General features: G+C 62.2%; 17 protein-coding genes. 5 read left to right on the top strand and 12 right to left on the bottom strand.

The window, feature by feature from the left end; genetic code table 11:
• Positions 1-15 precede the first annotated feature (15 nt).
• From J3P88_RS14835 to J3P88_RS14805, 7 genes are all read right to left on the bottom strand, one after another.
• On the bottom strand, positions 16-969 hold the full coding sequence (locus J3P88_RS14835) for a peptidylprolyl isomerase (protein WP_434576144.1): 954 nt from the start codon (positions 967-969) through the stop codon (positions 16-18).
• Positions 970-979: 10 nt separating this feature from the next.
• Entirely contained in the window at positions 980-1,660 is a 681-nt protein-coding gene (gene narI / locus J3P88_RS14830) for a respiratory nitrate reductase subunit gamma (RefSeq protein WP_186705787.1), read from the bottom strand.
• Complete coding sequence (narJ, locus tag J3P88_RS14825) at positions 1,653-2,408, bottom strand: nitrate reductase molybdenum cofactor assembly chaperone (RefSeq protein WP_186705786.1); 756 nt, start codon at positions 2,406-2,408, stop codon at positions 1,653-1,655. The genes narI and narJ overlap by 8 nt, the downstream gene beginning before the upstream one ends.
• 2 nt (positions 2,409-2,410) lie before the next feature.
• The gene (gene narH, locus J3P88_RS14820; RefSeq protein WP_186705785.1) at positions 2,411-3,949 is read right to left on the bottom strand and encodes a nitrate reductase subunit beta; all 1,539 of its coding nucleotides are present in this window, start codon (positions 3,947-3,949) and stop codon (positions 2,411-2,413) included.
• Position 3,950: 1 nt separating this feature from the next.
• A complete protein-coding gene (locus tag J3P88_RS14815; protein WP_434576141.1) occupies positions 3,951-7,724 on the bottom strand; it encodes a nitrate reductase subunit alpha in 3,774 nt (1,257 codons plus the stop codon).
• A 64-nt stretch (positions 7,725-7,788) separates the two neighbouring features.
• Positions 7,789-9,186, bottom strand: coding sequence for a NarK family nitrate/nitrite MFS transporter (locus J3P88_RS14810; protein ID WP_434576139.1), 1,398 nt, complete (start codon positions 9,184-9,186; stop codon positions 7,789-7,791).
• Positions 9,164-10,465 carry an MFS transporter gene (locus tag J3P88_RS14805; RefSeq protein WP_434576137.1) on the bottom strand — a complete coding sequence of 434 codons (1,302 nt, stop codon included), beginning with the start codon at positions 10,463-10,465 and terminating at the stop codon, positions 9,164-9,166. Before J3P88_RS14805 ends, J3P88_RS14810 begins: the two co-directional genes overlap by 23 nt.
• A 307-nt stretch (positions 10,466-10,772) precedes the next feature.
• Here J3P88_RS14805 and J3P88_RS14800 point away from each other — a divergent pair, with 307 nt between their 5' ends.
• From J3P88_RS14800 to J3P88_RS14780, 5 genes are all read left to right on the top strand, one after another.
• Positions 10,773-12,572, top strand: coding sequence for a HAMP domain-containing protein (locus J3P88_RS14800; RefSeq protein WP_186705781.1), 1,800 nt, complete (start codon positions 10,773-10,775; stop codon positions 12,570-12,572).
• Positions 12,569-13,216 carry a two-component system response regulator NarL gene (gene narL, locus J3P88_RS14795; protein ID WP_186705780.1) on the top strand — a complete coding sequence of 216 codons (648 nt, stop codon included), beginning with the start codon at positions 12,569-12,571 and terminating at the stop codon, positions 13,214-13,216. The genes J3P88_RS14800 and narL overlap by 4 nt, the downstream gene beginning before the upstream one ends.
• A 255-nt stretch (positions 13,217-13,471) precedes the next feature.
• Positions 13,472-14,149, top strand: a complete 678-nt coding sequence (locus tag J3P88_RS14790) for a Crp/Fnr family transcriptional regulator (RefSeq protein ID WP_186729269.1) — start codon at positions 13,472-13,474, stop codon at positions 14,147-14,149.
• Between the two features lie 85 nt (positions 14,150-14,234).
• Positions 14,235-14,621, top strand: a complete 387-nt coding sequence (locus tag J3P88_RS14785) for a putative zinc-binding protein (protein ID WP_434576134.1) — start codon at positions 14,235-14,237, stop codon at positions 14,619-14,621.
• Between the two features lie 492 nt (positions 14,622-15,113).
• A complete protein-coding gene (locus tag J3P88_RS14780) occupies positions 15,114-16,418 on the top strand; it encodes an MFS transporter (RefSeq protein WP_434576132.1) in 1,305 nt (434 codons plus the stop codon).
• A 219-nt stretch (positions 16,419-16,637) separates the two neighbouring features.
• On the opposite strand, the gene ubiT is transcribed toward J3P88_RS14780, so the two are convergent.
• From ubiT to moaB, 5 genes are all read right to left on the bottom strand, one after another.
• Entirely contained in the window at positions 16,638-17,108 is a 471-nt protein-coding gene (gene ubiT, locus J3P88_RS14775; RefSeq protein WP_092347921.1) for a ubiquinone anaerobic biosynthesis accessory factor UbiT, read from the bottom strand.
• Complete coding sequence (locus J3P88_RS14770) at positions 17,102-17,992, bottom strand: U32 family peptidase (protein ID WP_186705777.1); 891 nt, start codon at positions 17,990-17,992, stop codon at positions 17,102-17,104. Before J3P88_RS14770 ends, ubiT begins: the two co-directional genes overlap by 7 nt.
• A 10-nt stretch (positions 17,993-18,002) precedes the next feature.
• On the bottom strand, positions 18,003-18,998 hold the full coding sequence (gene ubiU, locus J3P88_RS14765) for a ubiquinone anaerobic biosynthesis protein UbiU (RefSeq protein ID WP_053119545.1): 996 nt from the start codon (positions 18,996-18,998) through the stop codon (positions 18,003-18,005).
• 81 nt (positions 18,999-19,079) lie between these two features.
• Positions 19,080-20,315: a molybdopterin molybdotransferase MoeA gene (locus J3P88_RS14760; protein ID WP_434576129.1), complete on the bottom strand. Its 1,236-nt coding sequence runs from the start codon at positions 20,313-20,315 to the stop codon at positions 19,080-19,082.
• Positions 20,312-20,866, bottom strand: a complete 555-nt coding sequence (gene moaB / locus J3P88_RS14755; protein WP_434576127.1) for a molybdenum cofactor biosynthesis protein B — start codon at positions 20,864-20,866, stop codon at positions 20,312-20,314. The genes J3P88_RS14760 and moaB overlap by 4 nt, the downstream gene beginning before the upstream one ends.
• Positions 20,867-20,893: the final 27 nt, after the last annotated feature.

Here is a 20,893-nt window from a genome sequence, read left to right as displayed (position 1 = left end):
CGATTGAGCCCGTGCTCACTGCACCAGCGGCGAGTCGGCGCCCTGAAGGTGAATGCCGCGAATGTCCGCCGCACCGATCAGGGTTTGCAGGTACTGCACCAGCGCCTTTTGCCAAACGCCCTGCTGCAACTGGGTACGAATCGCCGTCGCCACCGCCTCATACGGCAATGGTTGGCCATCGATGCGCTGGTCGATGCTGATCACGTGCCAGCCATAACGGCTTTCCAGCGGTTTGCTGGCCAGGCCCGCCGGCAGGGTGAACAACTGGCGCTCCAGCTCCGGCACGGTCTGGCCCTTGCTGATCTGCCCCAACGAGCCGCCCTGCTCCTTGGATGGACACGCCGAATACTTCAGTGCCAGCTCGGCGAAGCTGCCCGGGAACTGGTCCAACCGTTCCAGCAGCAGCTCGGCCTGGACATGGGCCAGGCTGCGGGCCTCGGCATCGTCCGGCGCACATTCGAGCAGGATGTGCCGCACCGCCAGCAATGGCGCGCTGTGGAAGCGAGCGCGGTTGCTTTCGTAGTAACGCAGGCAGGTGGCCTCGTCGCACTGCGGCACCTGCACCTCACGTTCCAGCAACAGCCGCGTCGCCGCTTCTTCTTCGTTTTCTCCGGCACCGACCTGCAACGCCAGGCCCAGCTCGGCGATGCGCTGCTGGAGCAATTCGCGAATCACCAGCGCCCGAGCGGCCTGGTAGACCGCCTCCTCGCGACTGTCAGCCGGGTGATATTGCAGCTCCTGGGCCATCGCCTGCGGGGCGATCGACACCCCGTTGACGCTGATGATCGGCCACTCCTGCTCACTGCTGGCGATCAGCTGTGGCGCTTCATCCTCTGCCACCGGCCCCGCCTGGGCCGGCTCGAACTGCACCGCCCCAACCGGCTCCACATCAACCACCGGCGGCACTTTTGCCGAGGAACCGCAACCACCGCCCCCGCTACCACCGCCACATCCGCATCCACTCGCCATGATCTTCTCCTCAGAACTTCTGCCGAACGATTTGATAACGACGCCCCAGGTACCAGACCGGCGCACTGACGATGTGGACCAGACGGGTGAACGGGAACAGCACGAACAGCGTCAGGCCCAGCACCACGTGGAGCTTGTAGACCAGGCCCACCGGCGCGATCGAGGTCGCGGCTTCAACCGGGCGCAACAGCACGGTGTTCTGGGCCCAGTCGGCCAGCATCACCATCACCGAGCCGTCCATATGGGCGGTGGATGCGACGATGGTCATCAGCCCCAACACCAACTGCACCAGCAATACCACCAGCACCAGGATGTCCGACACATTGGAGGTGGCGCGCACCCGTGGGTCGGTCAGGCGCCGGTTGAGCAGCATCAGCAAACCGATCAGGCCGAGCACACCGAAGAAACCGCCGGAAACCATCGCCAGCAACTGCTTGTTCTCGGTACTCAGGAAGTGGTGATAAACCGCCGAAGGCGTCAGCAACCCGACGAAATGCCCGGCCAGCACGAACAGCACACCGATGTGAAACAGGTTGCTGGCCACGCGCATGCCGCGCTTGTTCAGCATCTGGCTCGAACCGGCCTTCCAGGTGTACTGGGACAGATCAAAGCGTGCCCAACTGCCGAGCAGGCAAATCGCCAAAGCGACATAGGGGTAGACCCCGAACAACAACAGATCCCATTTAGACATTGCCCACCTCCCCGGCAGGCGCTGCGGCCCGCCCTTCATGCTGAAAATCCACCCAGTGCAGCGGCACTGCACTTTCGTCCCGGGCCTTGCCCGGCGCGCTTGGCATCGAACTGCAGCGGTCCTGCTGCTCGGCCTTCATGAAATCCACGGCCTCTTCTTCCCAGACCTTGTCCAGGGCTTCGAGGGAGTCATCCCGATGCTCGGCCTTCACCTGTTCGAGCATCTCGGCCACCGCCGCCTGGGGTTCTGTCCCGGCGATCTGCAACAAGGCCCGGAAGCAACTGGCGTAGGCGCTTTCACGCTCCTCCAGGCGCGCCGCGAGCAAGGCCAGCAGGTGCGCCACATCGGCCAGGCCCTCGCGGGCCTCCAAGTCTTCGCGGGTGGAGAGAAACTCCAGGTACAGCGGGATGTAGTCGGGCAGTTCCTTGACGCCGATGGCGAACCCGGCTTCTTCGTACTGGGCCATCATGTCGACCATGGCCTGGCCCCGGTCGCGGGACTCGCCATGGACGTGTTCGAACAGCAGCAGCGACAGTGAACGACCGCGGCCGAACAGCGCACCGTAGTGCTCCTGGCCATCCATCAGGTCCTGGCCGCAGACCAGCTCCAGCAACTCGAACAAACCGGCACGCTGGGCGGGACTGATTTCCCGCGCCTGCACGATGGCCTGCTCCAGCTCGTCGCGACCGGCCACCAGGGTCTCGGTCGGGTAATCGAGCAGCAACGAAATCACCTTGAGAATGCGCATGCTCATTCCTCCCACAACTGTACGGTCTTGATCACGTCGCGGCGGTTGGCTTTCTTGCCACCGAACATGTTGGTGTCGGAGCTGCCGCTGCAACCGCTGCCGAAACTGAAACCACAACCGGAGCGCTCGGCGAACGCGTCGCTCATGGCGTCTTCGCGGTGGGCACTCGGCACCACGAAACGGTCTTCGTAGTTGGCGATGGCCAGGTAGCGGTACATCTCTTCCACCTGGTTAACGCTCAGGCCGACGTCAGCCAGCACTTGCAGGTCCTGCACGCCGTCGACCTGCTCGGCCCGTTTGTAGGCGCGCATCGCCAGCAAGCGTTTGAGCGCAAGCTTGACCGGCTTTTCATCGCCGGCGGTGAGCATGTTCGCCAGGTAGCGCAGCGGGATCCGCAGGCTGTCGACGTCAGGGATCACACCGTTCATACCCACCGTGCCAGCCGTGGCAGCGTTCTGGATCGGCGACAGTGGCGGCACGTACCAGACCATCGGCAAGGTGCGGTATTCCGGGTGCAGCGGCAGTGCGAGTTTCCAGTCCACGGCCATTTTGTAGACCGGCGAACGTTGGGCCGAATCGATCACCGACTGCGGCACGCCATCGGCCAGGGCCTGGCGAATCACCGCCGGGTCGTTCGGGTCGAGGAAGATCTCCAGTTGCTTCTCGTACAGGTCCTGCTCGTTGGCGGTGCTCGCCACTTCGCTGATGCGGTCGGCGTCATACAGCAGCACACCGAGATAGCGAATCCGACCGACGCAGGTTTCGGCGCAAACGGTCGGCATCCCGGCTTCGATGCGCGGGTAGCAGAAGATGCATTTTTCCGACTTGCCGCTCTTCCAGTTGAAGTAGATCTTCTTGTACGGGCAGCCGCTGATGCACATGCGCCAGCCGCGGCATTTCTCCTGGTCGATGAGGACGATGCCGTCCTCCTCGCGCTTGTAGATCGCACCGCTCGGGCACGATGCCGCGCACGCCGGGTTCAGGCAGTGCTCGCACAGGCGCGGCAGGTACATCATGAAGGTGTTTTCGTACTCGCCGTAGATGTCCGCCTGGATCTTGTCGAAGTTCTTGTCCTTGCGCCGCTTGGCGAATTCAGTACCGAGGATTTCCTCCCAGTTCGGGCCCCACTCGATCTTCTCCATGCGCTTGCCCGACACCACCGAGCGTGGGCGCGCGGTGGGTTGGTGCTCGCCCAGCGGTGCGGTGTGCAAGTGCTGGTAGTCGAAGTCGAACGGCTCGTAGTAATCGTCCAGGCTCGGCAGGTCCGGGTTGGCGAAGATGTTCGCCAGCACGCGGAACTTGCCGCCGATGCGCGGGTTGATCGAGCCGTCGGCGTTGCGCACCCAGCCGCCCTTCCACTTGTCCTGGTTTTCCCACTCTTTGGGATAGCCGATGCCCGGCTTCGATTCGACGTTGTTGAACCAGGCGTATTCCATGCCTTCACGGCTGGTCCAGACGTTCTTGCAGGTAATCGAGCAGGTGTGGCAGCCGATGCATTTGTCCAGGTTCAGGACCATGCCGATTTGTGAGCGAATCTTCATCTCAGTTCTCCTCGATATCAGTCGGCAGTGGACGCGGCAAATCATCGCCACTGGAACCGTCGAGCCAATCGACCTTGACCATCTTGCGCACCACGACGAATTCGTCGCGGTTGCAACCGACCGTGCCGTAATAGTTGAAGCCGTAGGCCTGTTGGGCGTAGCCGCCGATCATGTGGGTGGGCTTGAGCACCACGCGGGTCACCGAGTTGTGGTGGCCGCCACGGGTCTTGGTGGTTTCCGAACCCGGCACGTTCACGATCCGTTCCTGGGCGTGGTACATCATCACCATGCCTTCCTTGACCCGCTGGCTGACCACCGCCCGGGCGGTCAGCGCGCCGTTGGCGTTGAAGCATTCGATCCAGTCGTTGTCCTCGATCCCGGCGCGCTTGGCGTCGATCTCCGAGAGCCAGACAATCGGTCCGCCACGGCTCAAGGTCAGCATCAACAGGTTGTCGCTGTAGGTGCTGTGGATGCCCCACTTCTGGTGCGGGGTGATCCAGTTCAGGACGATCTCGGTCTCGCCATTGCTGCGCTTGCCCTTCACGCCTTCGATGGTGCGGGTGTTGACCGGCGGCCGGTAACTCATCAGTTGCTCGCCGAACGCCTGCATCCACGGGTGATCCTGGTAGAACTGCTGGCGGCCGGTGATGGTGCGCCATGGGATCGACTCATGAACGTTGGTGTAGCCGGCGTTGTAGCTCACGTGATCGTCTTCCAGGCCGGACCAGGTCGGGCTGGAGATGATCTTGCGCGGCTGGGCCTGGATGTCACGGAAGCGAATCGCCTCGTGCTCCTTCGACACCGCCAGGTGGCTGTGGTCGATGCCGGTGAATTCCGACAATGCTGCCCAGGCTTTCACCGCGACATGGCCGTTGGTTTCCGGGGCCAGGGACAGGATCACTTCGGCGGCGTCGATGGCGCTGTCGATTTTTGGCCGGCCTTGGCTGATGCCCGCGTCGACTTCCTTGTGGTTCAGCTCACCGAGGAATTTCACTTCGGTGTCGGTGTTCCAGTTGATGCCCTTGCCGCCGTTGCCGAGTTTTTCCAGCATCGGGCCCAGGGAGGTGAACTGCTTGTAGATGTTCGGGTAGTCACGCTCGACCACTTGCAGGTTTGGCGCATTCTTGCCCGGTTGCGGGGCCACGCCGGCGCTCTTCCAGTCGGTGCCGCCAAACGGCTGGGCCAGTTCGCCGACGCTGTCGTGCATCAACGGTACGGTGACCAGGTCTTTCTCGACGCCGAGGTGACCGACCGACATGGCCGAGAACGCCTTGGCGATGCCTTTGTAGATTTCCCAGTCCGAACGTGATTCCCAGGCCGGATCGATGGCGGCCGACAGTGGGTGAATGAACGGGTGCATGTCCGAGGTGTTCATGTCGTCTTTTTCGTACCAGGTGGCGGTCGGCAAGACGATGTCGGAATACACGCAGGTCGAGGACATGCGGAAGTCCAGGGTGGTCACCAGGTCGAGCTTGCCAATGGCGCCCTCGTCGACCCATTCGGCTTCGGTGGGCTTGCACTCGGTGCTATGACCGATGTCTTCGTTCATCACGCCGTTCTTGGTACCGAGCAGGTACTTGAGCATGTACTCGTGGCCCTTGCCCGAAGACCCGAGCAGGTTGGAACGCCAGATGAACATGTTGCGCGGGAAGTTCACCGGGCTGTCCGGCTGCTCGCAGGCAAAACGCAGTGAACCGTCCTGCAGCGACTTGACCACGTAGTCTTTCGGATCAAGGCCAGCGGCGGCGGCATCGCGGCAGATGTTCAGCGGGTTGGTGTTGAGCTGTGGCGCGCTGGGCAACCAGCCGGCGCGTTCGGCGCGGATGTTGTAGTCCAGGGCGTGCTCGGGGAACTGCGACTTATCGGCCAGAGGCGAGAGCACATCGTGCATGCTCATCTTCTCGTGGCGCCATTGCGAACTGTGGCCGTAGAAGAAGCTGGTGCCGTTCATCTGCCGTGGCGGACGGTTCCAGTCCAGGCCAAAGGCCAGGGGCAGCCAGCCGCATTGCGGACGGAGTTTTTCCTGGCCGACGTAGTGGGCCCAGCCGCCGCCAGTCTGGCCAACGCAACCGCAGAGCATGAGCATGTTGATCAGCCCGCGGTAATTCATGTCCATGTGGTACCAGTGGTTCATCGCCGCACCGACGATGATCATCGAGCGTCCACGGGTCTTGTCGGCGTTGTCGGCGAACTCGCGGGCGATCTGGATCGCCTTCTCGCGGCTCACACCGGTAATCTGCTCCTGCCAGGCCGGGGTGCCGGGCACCGAGGCGTCGTCATAGTCCCTGGCAACGTTGGCGCCGCCCAGGCCACGGTCGATCGCCAGGTTGGCCGCCGACAGGTCGAACACCGTGGCGACTTTCGCTACGCTGCCATCGGCCAGCACCACGCTGTGCACCGGCACCCGCCGGAACTGCACCGCGTCGCCGGCCACGTGTTGGAAGTACTCCTGGGCTTCGCCGGCGAAGTACGGGAACGCCACCTCGGCGACGTCGCCGCCGATCAAGCTCAGCTTGAGGTCGATCTCACGTCCCTCACCGCCTTCACGGGGCAGGATGTTCCACTTGCCCTTCTCACCCCAGCGATAACCGATGGAGCCTTGTGGCGACACCAGTTCGCCGGCGGCATCCAGGGCGATGGTTTTCCATTCCGGGTTGTTGTCCTGGCCGAGGTTGTCGGTCAGGTCGCTGGCCCGCAGAAAACGGTCCGGCTGGTAACCGGCGCCCGGCGCTGCGCCGAGCATCGGCTTGAGCATCACCAGCACCGGCAGGTCGGTGTAGCGCTTGGCGTATTCGGTGAAATAGGCGCTCGGCTTGTCCAGGTGGAATTCTTTGAAGATCACATGGTTAAAGGCCTGGGCCAGCGCGGCGTCGGTGCCCTGCTTGGGGTTGAGCCACAGGTCGGTGAGCTTGGCGACTTCCGAATAGTCCGGGGTAATCGCCACGGTCTTGGTGCCCTTGTAGCGCACCTCGGTGAAGAAGTGCGCGTCGGGGGTACGGGTCTGCGGGACGTTGGAGCCCCAGGCAATGATGTAGTTGGAGTTGTACCAGTCGGCCGATTCCGGCACGTCGGTCTGCTCGCCCCAGACCATCGGCGACGCTGGCGGCAAGTCGCAGTACCAGTCGTAGAAGCTCAGGCACACGCCACCGATCAGCGACAGGTAGCGCGAGCCGGCGGCGTAACTGACCATCGACATGGCCGGGATCGGCGAGAAGCCCACCACCCGGTCCGGGCCGTGTTCCTTGACGGTGTAGACGTTGGCCGCGGCAATGATCTCGTTGACTTCTTCCCAGTTGGAACGAATGAAGCCGCCCATGCCGCGCTTGCTCTTGTACGAGTCGGCCTTGGCCTTGTTCTCGACGATGCTGGCCCAGGCTTCCACCGGCGACAAGGTCTGCCGGGCTTCGCGCCAGAGCTTGAGCAACGGCTTGCGGATCTTCGGGTACTTGAGCCGATTGGCGCTGTAGATGTACCAGCTGTAGCTGGCGCCACGAGGGCAGCCGCGTGGCTCGTGGTTAGGCAAGTCGTTGCGGGTGCGCGGGTAGTCGGTCTGCTGGGTTTCCCAGGTGATCAGGCCGTTCTTGACGTAGATTTTCCACGAGCACGAACCGGTGCAGTTCACTCCATGGGTGGAACGCACGATCTTGTCGTACTGCCAGCGGGAACGGTAGACGTTTTCCCAGTCGCGGGACTCCTTGCGGGTCTCGCCGTGGCCGTCTGAAAACTCGCCTTGCTTGCGGTTGAAGAACCGCAGTTGATCCAGTAAATGACTCACAATGTCTTCCTCTCAGGCTTGCTCCGCGGGGTCTGCGCCCCGCCCACGCAATAGTTGAATTCGTCTAGCAGGGGGTCGCCGCGCCTTTGCGGGCGTACCACCACCAGGTCACCACGATGCAGCTCAGGTAGAAGCCGACAAACATGTAGAAGGCCATCTCCGGGCCGCCGGTCAGGGCCATCGAAGTGCCGAAGGATTTGGGGATGAAGAAGGCTCCGAAGGCGCCCATGGCCGAGCTGAAGCCCAGCACGGCAGCCGATTCCTTGCCGGCATTCTTCAGGGCCTGCTCGCGCTGCTCGGGCTTTTTGCCCAGGGCGGCTTTCTCATGCAGGGTGCGGAAGATCACCGGGATCATGCGGAAGGTCGAACCGTTGCCCACGCCGGTGGTGATGAACAGCAACATGAACATGCCCAGGAAGCCGTAGAAGCTGCCGCCCTCGCCGCCTTTTGGCAGAAAGTGCAAGACGCCGAACACCATCACGATCATCAACACGAAGTTCCACAGGGTGACTTTCGCACCGCCGAGCTTGTCCGCCAGCCAGCCGCCCAGCGGCCGCACCAAGGCGCCTACCAGCGGGCCGAGGAAGGCGAATTTCAGGGCGATCACTTCAGGAAACGAGGTCTTGATCAGCAGCGGGAACGCGGCAGAGAAACCGATGAAGGAGCCGAAGGTCGCCAGGTACAGCCAGCACATCAGCCAGTTGTGCTTGCGCTTGAAAATCACCGCCTGTTCGCTGAACGAAGCCCGGGCGCTGGACAAATCGTTCATGCCGAACCAGGCAATCACGGTCACGGCGAGGATGAACGGCACCCAGATGAAACCGGCGTTCTGCAACCACAGCGAGCTGCCATCGGCCAGCACTTGGGGTTGGCCGCCCATGAAGCCGAACACACCGAAGGAAATCACCAGCGGCACGCTGAACTGCATCACCGACACACCGAGGTTGCCCAGCCCGGCGTTCAGGCCCAGGGCGGTGCCCTGTTGGGATTTCGGGTAGAAGAAGCTGATGTTGGACATGCTCGAGGCGAAGTTGCCGCCACCGAAACCGCAGAGCAATGCGATCAGCACGAACACGCTATAAGGCGTGGCCGAATCCTGCACCGCGAAGCCCATCCACAAGGCCGGTATCAGCAACGACGCGGTGCTCAGCGCGGTCCAGCGACGGCCACCGAAGATCGGCACCATGAACGAGTAGAAGATGCGCAAGGTCGCGCCAGACAGCCCCGGCAACGCCGCCAGCCAGAACAGCTGGTCGGTGCTGAAGCTGAAGCCGATGGCGTTCAGGCGCACGATCACCGTGCTCCAGACCATCCACACGGCGAAGGCCAACAGCAGCGCCGGGATGGAGATCCACAGGTTGCGCCGGGCGGTCTGTTTGCCGCTGCGGCCCCAGAAGGCCGGGTCTTCCGGGCGCCAGTCATGAATGACCGGGCCCTTTTCAGGCGTTTGCAGAACGGACATGTTCTTCTCCTTGGGCAATGCTGGAAAACGGGGATTGGCTGGCCGGCGGTTGTTTACCCAGCAGCGGGCGCTTGCGCACTTCGCTCAGGTACATCCAGATCAACGAGACCCAGACCACGCCGTACAGCAACATGAAGCAGGACGAGCGCACGCCGGTGAGGTCCACCAGGGCGCCAAACATGATCGGCAGCACGAAACCACCCAGGCCGCCGGCCAGGCCGACGATGCCGGACACCGCGCCCATGTTCTGCGGGTAGTCGTTGGCGATGTACTTGAAGACCGAGGCCTTGCCGAACGCGAAGGCGATGCCCATCACGAACAGCAGCACGGTGAACAGCGTGGCGTTGAGGCCGATGTGAAAATCAACGATGCCGTTGACGGTTTGCACTTGCAGCTGGGTTTGCGGATAGGACAGCAGGAACAGGCAGATCCAACTCACCCACAGCACCCACCAGGTCACGCTCTGGGCGCCCCAACGGTCGGACATCCAGCCACCGACGGCCCGCAGCACGCCACCGGGCAAGGAAAAACACGCCGCCAACAGCGCCGCGCTTTGCAGGCTGAAGCCGTATTCCTGCACGTAGTACTTGGTCATCCACAACGCCAGGGCCACGTAGCCGCCGAACACGATCGAGTAGTACTGGCAGTAGCGCCACACCGCAGGATCTTTCAGTGACTTGAGTTGCTCACGCAGCGTGGCGCCGCCGGCACTTTGGTGTTCTTTTTTCTCGGCGGTGAGAAACCAGAACAGTAATGCCGTGATGAACAGGATCGCGCTGAACACCTTCGGCACCAGGTGCCAGGTGCCGAACGCGATCAAGGCTGGGGCGAGGAACTTGGTCACTGCCGCACCGGCGTTGCCGGCGCCGAACACGCCCATGGCGAAACCCTGGTTCTGTTTGTCGAACCATTTGGCGACGTAGGCGATGCCCACCGAGAACGAGCCGCCGGCCAGGCCGACGAACAGACCCAGCACCAGGAACTGCCAATAGGCCGTGGCCAGGGTGATCAGGTACAGCGGCAACACGCAGGCGAGCATCAGCAGGAAGAACACGATCCGTCCGCCAAAGCGGTCGGTCAGAAGCCCCAGGGGCAAACGTACCAGAGAACCGGTGAGTACCGGCGTGGCGGCCAACAGGCCAAATTGGGTTTCGTTGAGGGCCAGCAATTCCTTGATCGGAACGCCGAGCACGGCAAACATCATCCAGACCATGAAGCACACGGTGAAGGCCAAGGTACTCATCCCTAGTACCAGCCCTTGTTGCACTTGTGCTCGCATTACGAGGCACTCCGTCAGTTCGATGAGCGCAGCCTAGTGATACGAACCCTGCGAAAACTTGACCTGGGTCAACGTGCCCCGGGGCGGTACAGGCCTATGCTTGGCCCGTCTACCTCCAAGGAGGTAGTCCTTGATATCGATGAAACCCTTTGTTTATCAATATCTTGATGACGTTGGCCGAGGCTTTTATGGAAACGGAACGGCCGACAACTCTTTAGAGGTAGTGCGCCCAGGATCGGCTGCTACATCCCAGGTCCAGGGCGCCCGCTATGCTCGCTTCAACGTTTTGCCCCGCAGGCCCGCGTCAATGATGCGTTGGCTGCGCAGTTCCCTGCCCGCTCGCGCCGGGCTGGCGGTGATCCTGATCGCCATCCTGGCCCTGGCCAGTTCCTTGAGCGCCGGCTTGATCGCCTGGTTCAGCCAGGGCGACGCTGCCGCCATCAACACCGCCGGTTCCGTGCGCATGGAAACCTACCACCTGAGCTGGAAACTGGCGGCTGGGGCCAACGACGACATCCCGGCGATCATCGCCAGCCTGCAACAACGCCTCGACAGCCCGGCCCTGCGCGCCGTGCTGGAAGACGGGCCGGAAACCTCGTTGCACAAGAGCTATCGCGACCTCATGCAGCGCTGGAACCAGACCTTGCGTCCGGCCATCGAACGTGGCGATTCAGCGTTTTTCCAAAGCAGCGCCAGCTCTTTCGTGGAGCAGCTGGACCAGTTCGTCACCCTGCTGCAACGCCAGAGCGAACACAAACAAGGCTGGCAGCAGGCGATCCAGGGCATCGCGCTGTTCAGCACCATGATCATCCTGCTGATCGGCCTGTATGAATTGCAGTACGGCGTGGTCACGCCCTTGCAGGAACTGGTGGACGCCACCCAGCGCTTTCGTCGTGGCGAATTCCAGGTGCGGGTCAACCATCAGTCCGAGGATGAACTGGGCCAGTTGGCGACCAGTTTCAACACCATGGCCGAGACCATCGAGCAGTCCCACCGCACCCTGGAAGCCCAGGTGCAACAAAAGACCCTGAACCTGCAACAGGCCAATGCCGCCCTCGAATTGCTCTACCAGAGCAGTCGCAGCCTGGCGACGCGCCAGGCCAATGCCGAAGGCCTGGATGAGTTGATCCGGCGCTTCCAGCAGCGCCTGCCGGGGTTGCGCCTGACGCTGTGCCTGCAAGGGCAATTGCAGGCCCCGGCCAAGCACCTGCTGGCCTTGCACGGCGCCGCCAGCCGCCAGGTTTGCGCCAGCAGCGATTGCGCCAGTTGCCACAAACACAACGCCGCGCGCCCACAGGCCTTCAGCATCAGCAACCAGGGTACCGAACTGGGTGAGCTCAAGGCGCATTTCGTCGATGGCCACGCGGCGCAACCCTGGGAAACTGCGTTGATCCAGGCCCTGGCCAACCTGATCGGCACCTCGCTGTCCCTCAAGCGCCAGCGCGAACAGGACCATCGCCTGCTGCTGCTCGACGAGCGCACGATCATCGCCCGGGAGCTGCACGACTCCCTGGCCCAGGCCTTGTCGTACATGAAACTGCAAGTCAGCCGCATGCAGACGCTGATGCGTCGCGGCGAACCGGTGCAGACCCTGGAGACTGTCACCGGCGAGCTGCGCGAGGGGCTGAACAACGCTTATCGGCAATTGCGTGAGCTGCTCACCACCTTCCGCCTGCAGATCCGTGATGACGGCCTGGTCCAGGAACTCAAGGACACCGCCGAGGAATTCTCCAACCGCGGGGATTTCCAGGTGCACCTGTTCATCGACACCCTGGCCTTCGAGCTGTCGGCCAGCGAACAGATCCACATCCTCCAGATCACCCGCGAGGCCCTGTCCAACTGCCTGCGCCATGCCCATGCCGAAAACGCCTGGCTCGAACTGCGCCAGGAAGGCGAGACCGTGCGGTTGTCGATTGAAGACGATGGCCGTGGTTTCAGCGGCGAGGTCGACCAGCGCGAGCACCATGGCCTGAACATCATGAACGAACGGGCCCGCAGCCTGCATGGCCAACTGCAGATTCATTCACGTACACCCCAGGGCACCCGTATCCAGGTGCATTTCCAACCGGAATTCCTGGGCCACCCCACCGAAGGCCTCGCAACATGAACGCCCCCCTGCGCCACACCCTGCTCCTGGTCGACGATCACCCGATGATGCGTCGCGGGATCCGCCAGATGCTTGAGCTCGAAGACGATTTGCACATCGTCGGCGAAGCCAGCCACGGCGAAGAAGCCCTGAGCCTGATCGAACCGCTCCAGCCCGACCTGGTGCTGCTGGACAACAACATGCCGCAGATGAACGGCATCGAGACCCTGCGCCGCCTGCGCGCCATGCACTACACCGGCAAGGTGCTGCTGTTCACCGTGTCCGATGCCGAGGACGACATCCGCGACGCCCTGCGCCTGGACGCCAACGGCTACTTGCTCAAGGACATGGAGCCTGAGTTGCTGATCCAGTACATCCGCGACGCCCTCAACGGCGCCCTGGTGATCAGCCCCGGCCTGACCCGCGTCATGGCCCAGGCCCTGCGCTCGCCACCGCGCCAGGCCGATGTGGAACTGACCGAACGCGAACGCCAGGTCCTCAAGACCATCGCCGGCGGCTACAGCAACAAGGTCATCGGCCACAAGCTGGGCATCACCGAAGGCACGGTCAAGGTCCATGTGAAGAACCTGCTGCACAAGCTCGGCTTGCGTTCGCGGGTGGAAGCGGCGGTGTGGGCGATGGAGCATTTGCGCGGGGCCGGCTGAGCCCCCTGGAACCCATGAATTAACACACAACCCGTGGCGAGGGAGCTTGCTCCCGCTGGGGCGCGCAGCGGCCCTGTTTTTTTGGGGCCTGCTACGCAGCCCAGCGGGAGCAAGCTCCCTCGCCACAGGATCTGTGTTCTGCAGGCATTGATTTGACTGGCATGGCCGCTCCCCATCCCTCTTCCGAGGTAGGCCTGCCGAGGCATAGGCCGACTGCGATTTGGGCTCTACCATGACGGCACGCGGAGGTACGCCATGCTGACCCACCCTTCCATCGTTTTACTGTTGCGTCGTCATCACCTGTTCAGCCAATTGCCGGAGCGGGTATTCGAGGACGTCTGCAACCTGGCCGTGCTCAAGCGCCTGGCCTGCAACAGCACGCTCATGCACCAGGGCGATCCGGCCAAGCGTTTTTTCTTGCTGGTCAGTGGCCAGATCAAGCTGTTCCGGGTCACCGGCGAGGGCCAGGAAAACCTGGTGGAAATCATCCAGCCCGGCCAGACCTTCGCCGAGGCCCTGCTGTTCAGCCAGGCCCGTTGCTACCCGGTCAGCGCGTCGGCGATCAAGGACAGTGTGCTGGTGAGTATCGAGGGCACGCATTATCGCAAGGCCCTGGAGGACCAGCCCAAGGTTTGCCTGGCGATCCTGGCGAGCATGAGTATCCATTTGCACCAGCGGCTCAAGGATATCGATAACTTGACCTTGGCCAGTGCCAGTCGGCGGGTGATCAATTTCCTGTTGCAGGAGCGAGATCCAAGGGATGGTCAGGTGGTGTTGCAGGTGTCGAAGCGGCTGGTGGCTTCCAAGCTGGGGATTCAGCCGGAAACGTTTTCGCGGATTCTTCATCGGTTGGTGGATGGGGGGTTGATTGCTATGGAGCGGCGCAACATTCGTATCCTAGCTGAAGAAGAGCTGACTGCTTACCAACAGTAGCCGAGCCAGTCTCAGATTTGACCATGGTCAAGGCGTGCTATTGCCGGCCTCGCACACTGGCAGCGTCTATCAGAGAAGAACCCCCATGTCCAATTCAAGCCTTCCCTTGGTCTACTCCTGCTCCGGCTGCTCGAATGTCGCGCAGTTGGCCAATACCCTGGCCCTGCGCCTGGATCGCAGCGGCCTGGCCGAAATGTCCTGCATCGTCGGGGTCGGCGGACATGTGGCAGCGCTGGTCAAAAAAGCGCGCTCGGGACGGCGAATCCTGGCGCTGGATGGCTGCCCGCTGCAATGCGTCGAAAGCTGCCTGAACCAGCACGACTTGCACGCCGATGTGCATCTGATCTTCAGTCACCACGGTTTGCGCAAACGCAACGGCGAGGATTGTACCGAGGAGCAGAGTGACGAGTTGTTCGAGGAGATCAAGCGGCTGATTGAAAGCCAGATGATCGAAGCCACCGAGACGGCTTGAGAAGGCGAACAGGTTCTAGTGTCGAACACCAAAACCTGTGGCGAGGGAGCTTGCTCCCGCTGGACCGCGAGCGGTCCTAAAACCTGTAGCCTCCGTATGTCCGTTAGAACGCACTTGCTGATTCAATTTTTTGAAATCAGCTCAACTGATACTGCAAACCTAATCTTGTCTGAGACAACGCGCCAAGAACTTAATATATTTCAGAAATAACTTACAGAAACTTCCAAGATCCATCCTGCGACAACAACATACCTTTCCTAAGGATCAGTAAGCTCATTCCCACAACCAGCACGACTAACATTTCAGAAAAATCGCCACCTCTTCGCGATGATGTAAAGCCGCAACATCTTGAAAGTAATATTCCGTTGGCGCGATCTCCACCACCTGCAAAAAATCATCGTCAACGATATAGCCCACGCCTGGGTATTACCCGAGTGACAGACACAACTTGGTAGGACCGTATTGGAATTCCGGAGGATCAAAGGTACGTCAATGAGTGCAAATTTTTCAGGCATTACGTGGGGCTTTCCCGGCATCGACCGGCGTCTTCTGAAAGTGCAGTTCAGCTTTTTGTTGATGGTTCTCGGGGGAAGGTGCAATCAACTGGCGGTGGCCTGGTGGACCTTGCAGGAAACAGGCTCCGCGCTCTATTTCGCCAACATGATTGCCTGTTCCATCGCGACGGAGGTGTTAGCCAAACCCCTGCTGGGATGGCTGGGGGACAAGTACAACAAAATCCTGATCATCAAGCTGGCCTCATGGATCAGCCTGCTGACGGCGCTGTTGATGGTGGTGCTGTCCGCCACGGGGTCGTTCAACCCCTGGACGGTTGGCGCGCTGATGATGATCAGCAGTGCGATTGTCGGCGTACGCGACCCTCTCCAGGCGTCGATCATTCCTTTGTTTGCAGACGACGATAAAGTCTCCCTGGCCTTTCGGACCAAAAGCGTGATGTCGTCCTTTTCCATTCTGCTGGGGCCGGTACTGGCCAGCGGGTTGATTTACGGATTCGGTATCACGTTCGCCTTTGCCGCCGATTTTTTTGCAATTCTCATCGCCGGGGCGTTGATCGCGACCATCCCGAGCCCCATCGGCGCCACTGACCAAGGCGAAAAAGCCCCGGGTGCCAGCGGCTTTAGCATGATCTATTCCGGCTTCAAAGTAGTTTACGGAGTGAAAGTCGAATTTTACCTGGCCATCATTGCAATGCTGATCAACTTTGCCCTGTTTCCGTTCTTCACCATCCTGATCCCACTGTATGTAAAGGAAGTCATCCAGTACCCGGTCACTTACATCGGTCTTCTGGATTCGTGCTTCGGGCTGGGCATTCTGGCGGGCAGTTACAAGATCATCGGCTGGTTATCCGATCGGGTCCCCCGTGACATGTGTGTGTCCGCAGGTTTCGCATTGCTGGGGTGCAACCTTGTAGTGGTCGGGACCGTTTCATCGTCGTTCATCGTGCCCGCGGCCTTTTTCTGCGGCGGCGTCGGCCTGATGTTGATTAACATCCCCACTTCCGCTGTGAGGTTGCTGGCAACGCCAAAGCTCCATCGCAACCGGATTTTTGCAACGGTTTCATTTCTGTCTGCGGCGGCCAGCCCCTTGGGCAGTTTCGCGATGAACACCCTGATCGCCTCTTTGGGGGTTGCACTGACAATCACGCTGCTGGGCGCCATGGTACTGCTGTTGTCTTTGCTGGTCTTTCTGGTACCCGACTTTAAAACTTTCATGCGTTCCCAGGATACGCAGCTCAATGATGCCTATTTGGACAAATACCCTAAAGCGTTTGCGCACTGACGTGCCTCGCCGTACCAAGATCAAAAGATCACAGCCGCAGCTCCGCAGGAGATCTGTGTACATCCGCAAGAGACAGGTCGGCTGTCAGGCCGCCATCGCGAGCAAGCTCGGCTCCCACATGGATGGGGTACATCCGCAAGAGCCAGGCCGGCTATGAGGCCACCTATATCGCAGGCAAGCTATACACTGGATCTGCGTCGATCAAAGCAACTCAACCTCTCAGACCGCCGCCAACCCCTTCCCCGCCCTTTCCAGATTGCGCCAAAGCCACGGCGGCAACACCTCCGGATCAAGACTGTCGATCAAGTTCTTCAACGCCAGCCCCAACTCGGTGTCCCCCTCTATCACCAACCGACGACGAAAGAACAACGTATCCGGATCCTCCTGACGGCTGGCCAGCAACAGGAACTCGCGCCAGTTGCCGCTGATGGTGACCTGGGCCTCGGCCCGTTCGGCGATGCGCAACCCATCCCGGGCCAGGGTCAGGTACCAGCACAACTTCAGGTCAGGCACGCGCAGGCACAACCAGCGCCCACGCAGTACATCGAAACCACCGTCGCGCAACGGCTCGGCCAGGCAGCGATTGAGCGCCTGCTGCAACGCCAGTCGCTGCACCACGAACGGCACCTTGCCCACCAGCGGCAGCAAGCGATCAGCACCTTTGAGCACCCACTTCTTCGGACTCAACACAAGCCCGCCTCCTCTACCTTCAACATGCCGGCATGGCCGTGCCAGTAACCATTGCATCCTTCCACGAACAACGGTGGTGCTTCGCCCTGGCGAACCTTGTCGAAAGCCGTGACCACTTCGGCCATGCCCTGGGCGCGCGGGCTCAGGCGCAGAACGTCGGCACCACAGGCCTGCAGCGCGGTGTAATCGGCCAGCAGGTTCGTCACCTCGCCGGACATCGTCTGGATGCCGTTGAGGGTGAACAACTGTTGGCCTTCCTGGCTGCTCAATGCCAGGCCGTCGGGGTAGTTGATGCAGCAGAACTGGCAGTCGTCCTTGGGTCGGTTCTCGGCCCGGGCGGTAAAGCAGCGCGCCGAGTACGCCAGGGGCAGATGACCATAGGAAAAAATCTCCACTTCGGGCACTTCACGGCCCATGTCCCGCACTTGCTCCAGCACGTCGCCGATCAGCGCCGCCGAGCACTCCACGGGCGGCACCCAGCGGATCATGCCGCTGTCGAGCAATTGCCCCAGGGCGTGGCCGTTGTACAAGTTCAGCGCCGGGCCGCCAACGAAAGGCAGCTTGCGTTCGGCCATGAACTGCACCGCGCCCATGTCGTTGGCTTCCACCAACAATTGGCCGTTGTCACACAGGCGTCGCAGCGAAGAAAGCTCCGAGGCCGCTTCGATCAGCGTCAGGCTCGACAACACAATCTGTGCCTGGCCGCACGCTTGCAGCTCGCGCGCCAACCCCAGCCACTGATCCAGGGAGAACGCCCGGCGTTTCGAACACACGGTTTCCCCCAGGTAAATCACGTCCAGCGGCAAGGCCGACATCTCGGCGTAGAAATTCCCCAGTTGCGCTTTGTCCCAGTAAAACAGGACCGGTCCCAGGCTGAGTTTCATCTGGCCTCCTTCATTGCCATGATCGATGGTAGGCACCCAGGGTGGTCTGGCTGCCTTCGGACAAACCGGCCAGCACCTGGCGCCATTCTTCCCGCACGCGGAACCGTTGCGGCGCGGCCTGGTGGGCGTCCAGTGCGGCGCGCCAGACCCGGGTCACTTGCTCGACGTAGGCCGGGCTGCGTTGGCGCCCTTCGATCTTCACCGCTTCGACGCCGATGGCCGTCAGTTCCGGCAGCAGGTCGAGGGTGTCGAGGCTGGTGGGTTCTTCCAGGGCGTGGAAACGCTTGCCGCCGACCAGGAAGCGGCCTTTGCACAGGGTCGGATAACCGGCCGGTTCTTCAGGGGTGTAGCGGTCGATCAGCACTTCGCTCAAGCGCGCGCTCAAGCCTTGGGCGTCTTCGCTCCAGCGTACGGCCTTGGCGGGCGAACAGACGCCGCACAGGTTCGGCGATTCGCCGGTGATGTAGGAAGACAAATGACAACGGCCCTCGGCCATGATGCACAGGCTGCCGAAACCGAAGACTTCGATCGGCACTGGGCTGCCCGCCGCCACCTGCCGCACCTGGGCCAGGGACAGCACCCGCGGCAGTACCGCACGGCGGATGTCGTAGCGCTGGGCGTAAAAAGCCAGGGCGGCTGCGTGTGTGGCCGAGCCCTGTACGGAAAGGTGCAGCGCCAACCGAGGATGGCGCTGGCTGGCGTAGCTGAGCACGCCGGGGTCGGCGGCGATCAGGGCATCCACGCCGAAATCGGCGGCACGGTCCACGGCCCGTTGCCAGCGCTCCCAGCCCTTGGGTTGCGGGTAGGTATTGACCGCCACGTACAGCTTGCGTTGGTGCTGGCGGATATGTGCGACAGCCGCATCGAACTGTTTGTCGTCCATGTTCAGCCCGGCGAAGTGCCGGGCATTGGTGTCATCGCGAAAGCCAACATAGACGGCATCGGCGCCTTGGCGCACCGCCGCTTTGAGGGCAGGCAGATTCCCTGCCGGGCAAACCAGTTGCATGGGGCAACCTCGTGAGAAAACTAAGGGCGCCGCCAGTCTAGCCAGCCAGCCGGCGGCGACCTTGACGGCAATCAATTGCCGTCAATGCATCAGGCTCGCGAACGGCAGGTACAGCACCCGGTCGTGCTTGTGCACCAGCGCCTCACGCTCGACCACAGCCAGGCCATCGGCCCAACAGGCGGCGGTCAGCATCGCTGAACTTTGCTGGGGATGCAGTTCGACACACAACTGGCCATCTATGCCTGCAACCAATCGGGCTCGCAGGTATTGCCGGCGACGGTTGCGCTTGAGCCAGTCGAACCCGGCCGGTACCTGCAACAGCACCGGCAGGACATCGTTCATGCCCTGGGCCCGGAACAGGAACGGCCGCACGACGATCAGCGCGGTAATCAACGCCGCCGACGGGTTGCCCGGCAGCCCGATCCAAGGCTTGCCTTCCACATCGCCAAAGGCCAGGGGCTTGCCCGGCTGGATCGCCAGGCGCCAGAGGTCGATGCTGCCCAAGGTTTCGATAGCGTGCTTGAGGTGATCCTCTTCCCCCACCGAGACACCACCCGAGGTGATCAGCACATCGCATTCGGCTGCGGCCAGGCGCAATGCCTGTCGACTGGCCAATAGCCGATCGGGCATGACCCCGAAGTCATGCACCTCGACACCCCAGCCGCGCAACAGCGCGGCGAGGCTGTGGCGATTGCTGTTGTAGATCTGTCCTGGCGCCAATGGCTCGCCCGGTTCGCGCAGCTCATCGCCGCTGCTGAGCAAGCCCACTTGCAAGGGGCGATAAACGTCCACCTGGCCGACGCCGGCACCGGCGAGCAAACCCAACTCCTGGGCGCGCAAGCGCGTACCGGCTTCGAGCAGCCGGTCGCCTCGACGCAGCTCCTCGCCTTCCTTGCGAACATGGTCGCCGCCATTGACCGACGGCAACCAGACCCGCTCGCCATCGACGCGACAGCTTTCCTGTGGCACCACCGTGTCGGCACCCGGTGGCAGCGGCGCGCCGGTAAAAATCCGCACGGCCTGCCCGGCCTGCAACGTCTCGCCCGGCTGGTCACCGGCGGCGATGCGCCCGGCCAACAGCAGGTGGCCGCCCTCCACCGGCAGGTCAGCGGCCCGCAGGGCATAGCCGTCCATCGCGCTGTTGTCCCAGGCCGGCAGGTTCATCGGGCAGATAATGTCAGCAGCCAGCACACGCGCCAGGGCCTGGTCCAGGGCGACCCGTTGCACGGGCGGTGGCGGCGGCGCCTGGTCGAGCAGATGCCGGATCGCTTCATCCACCGGCATCAGCACGCCGCTGTCGCACACCCGGCCGCTCACGAGCGCGTCTCGCACGCCGTCGGGGCGATGCCGTCCTGGGGCTTGAGGTGCGGGGTGAAATTGCATGGGCCGGTGCGGCTATCCAATTGCCCGGCGAGGATCTGCTCCCAACCGGTCTGGCACGCCCCCGGCGAACCCGGCAAGCAGCACACCAGCACCCCATTGCTCATGCCCGCCAAGGCGCGCGATTGCAGTGTGGACATGCCGATCTCCGCCAGCGACACCTGGCGGAACAACTCGCCAAAACCGTCCACCTGTTTGTCCAGCAACGGTGCCACCGCCTGGGGCGTGTTGTCCCGCGGGGTGAAACCGGTGCCGCCAGTCATCAACACCACCTGGACCTTGGGGTCGGCGATCCATTGGGAGACCTGGGCGCGGATCTGGTAGATATCGTCCTTCACCAGCCCCCGGTCAATGAGCGCGTGCCCGGCGGTTTGCAGCAGGTCCGCCAGGGTCTGGCCCGAGGTGTCAGTGTCAAAGGTGCGGGTGTCGCTGATGGTGAGGACCGCGATGTTCAGCGGTTGAAAGTGGCGTTGCGTCAGATGGGCCATGATCAGCCGTCCTGTCAGAAAAGATGG

Origin of the sequence: Pseudomonas sp. Z3-6 (genome assembly GCF_051131985.1) — a bacterium.
Lineage (GTDB): Bacteria > Pseudomonadota > Gammaproteobacteria > Pseudomonadales > Pseudomonadaceae > Aquipseudomonas > Aquipseudomonas zanjanensis.
This window is presented reverse-complemented; position numbering and strand designations above follow the sequence as displayed.

Excerpts from the sequence above, each read along its gene's own strand:
- J3P88_RS14835 (WP_434576144.1), bottom strand. The coding sequence starts at position 969 with ATGGCGAGTGGATGCGGATGTGGCGGTGGTAGCGGGGGCGGTGGTTGC.
- narI (WP_186705787.1), bottom strand. The coding sequence starts at position 1,660 with ATGTCTAAATGGGATCTGTTGTTGTTCGGGGTCTACCCCTATGTCGCT.
- narJ (WP_186705786.1), bottom strand. The coding sequence starts at position 2,408 with ATGCGCATTCTCAAGGTGATTTCGTTGCTGCTCGATTACCCGACCGAG.
- narH (WP_186705785.1), bottom strand. The coding sequence starts at position 3,949 with ATGAAGATTCGCTCACAAATCGGCATGGTCCTGAACCTGGACAAATGC.
- J3P88_RS14810 (WP_434576139.1), bottom strand. The coding sequence starts at position 9,186 with ATGTCCGTTCTGCAAACGCCTGAAAAGGGCCCGGTCATTCATGACTGG.
- J3P88_RS14805 (WP_434576137.1), bottom strand. The coding sequence starts at position 10,465 with ATGCGAGCACAAGTGCAACAAGGGCTGGTACTAGGGATGAGTACCTTG.
- J3P88_RS14800 (WP_186705781.1), top strand. The coding sequence starts at position 10,773 with ATGATGCGTTGGCTGCGCAGTTCCCTGCCCGCTCGCGCCGGGCTGGCG.
- narL (WP_186705780.1), top strand. The coding sequence starts at position 12,569 with ATGAACGCCCCCCTGCGCCACACCCTGCTCCTGGTCGACGATCACCCG.
- J3P88_RS14790 (WP_186729269.1), top strand. The coding sequence starts at position 13,472 with ATGCTGACCCACCCTTCCATCGTTTTACTGTTGCGTCGTCATCACCTG.
- J3P88_RS14785 (WP_434576134.1), top strand. The coding sequence starts at position 14,235 with ATGTCCAATTCAAGCCTTCCCTTGGTCTACTCCTGCTCCGGCTGCTCG.
- J3P88_RS14780 (WP_434576132.1), top strand. The coding sequence starts at position 15,114 with ATGAGTGCAAATTTTTCAGGCATTACGTGGGGCTTTCCCGGCATCGAC.
- J3P88_RS14770 (WP_186705777.1), bottom strand. The coding sequence starts at position 17,992 with ATGAAACTCAGCCTGGGACCGGTCCTGTTTTACTGGGACAAAGCGCAA.
- ubiU (WP_053119545.1), bottom strand. The coding sequence starts at position 18,998 with ATGCAACTGGTTTGCCCGGCAGGGAATCTGCCTGCCCTCAAAGCGGCG.
- moaB (WP_434576127.1), bottom strand. The coding sequence starts at position 20,866 with ATGGCCCATCTGACGCAACGCCACTTTCAACCGCTGAACATCGCGGTC.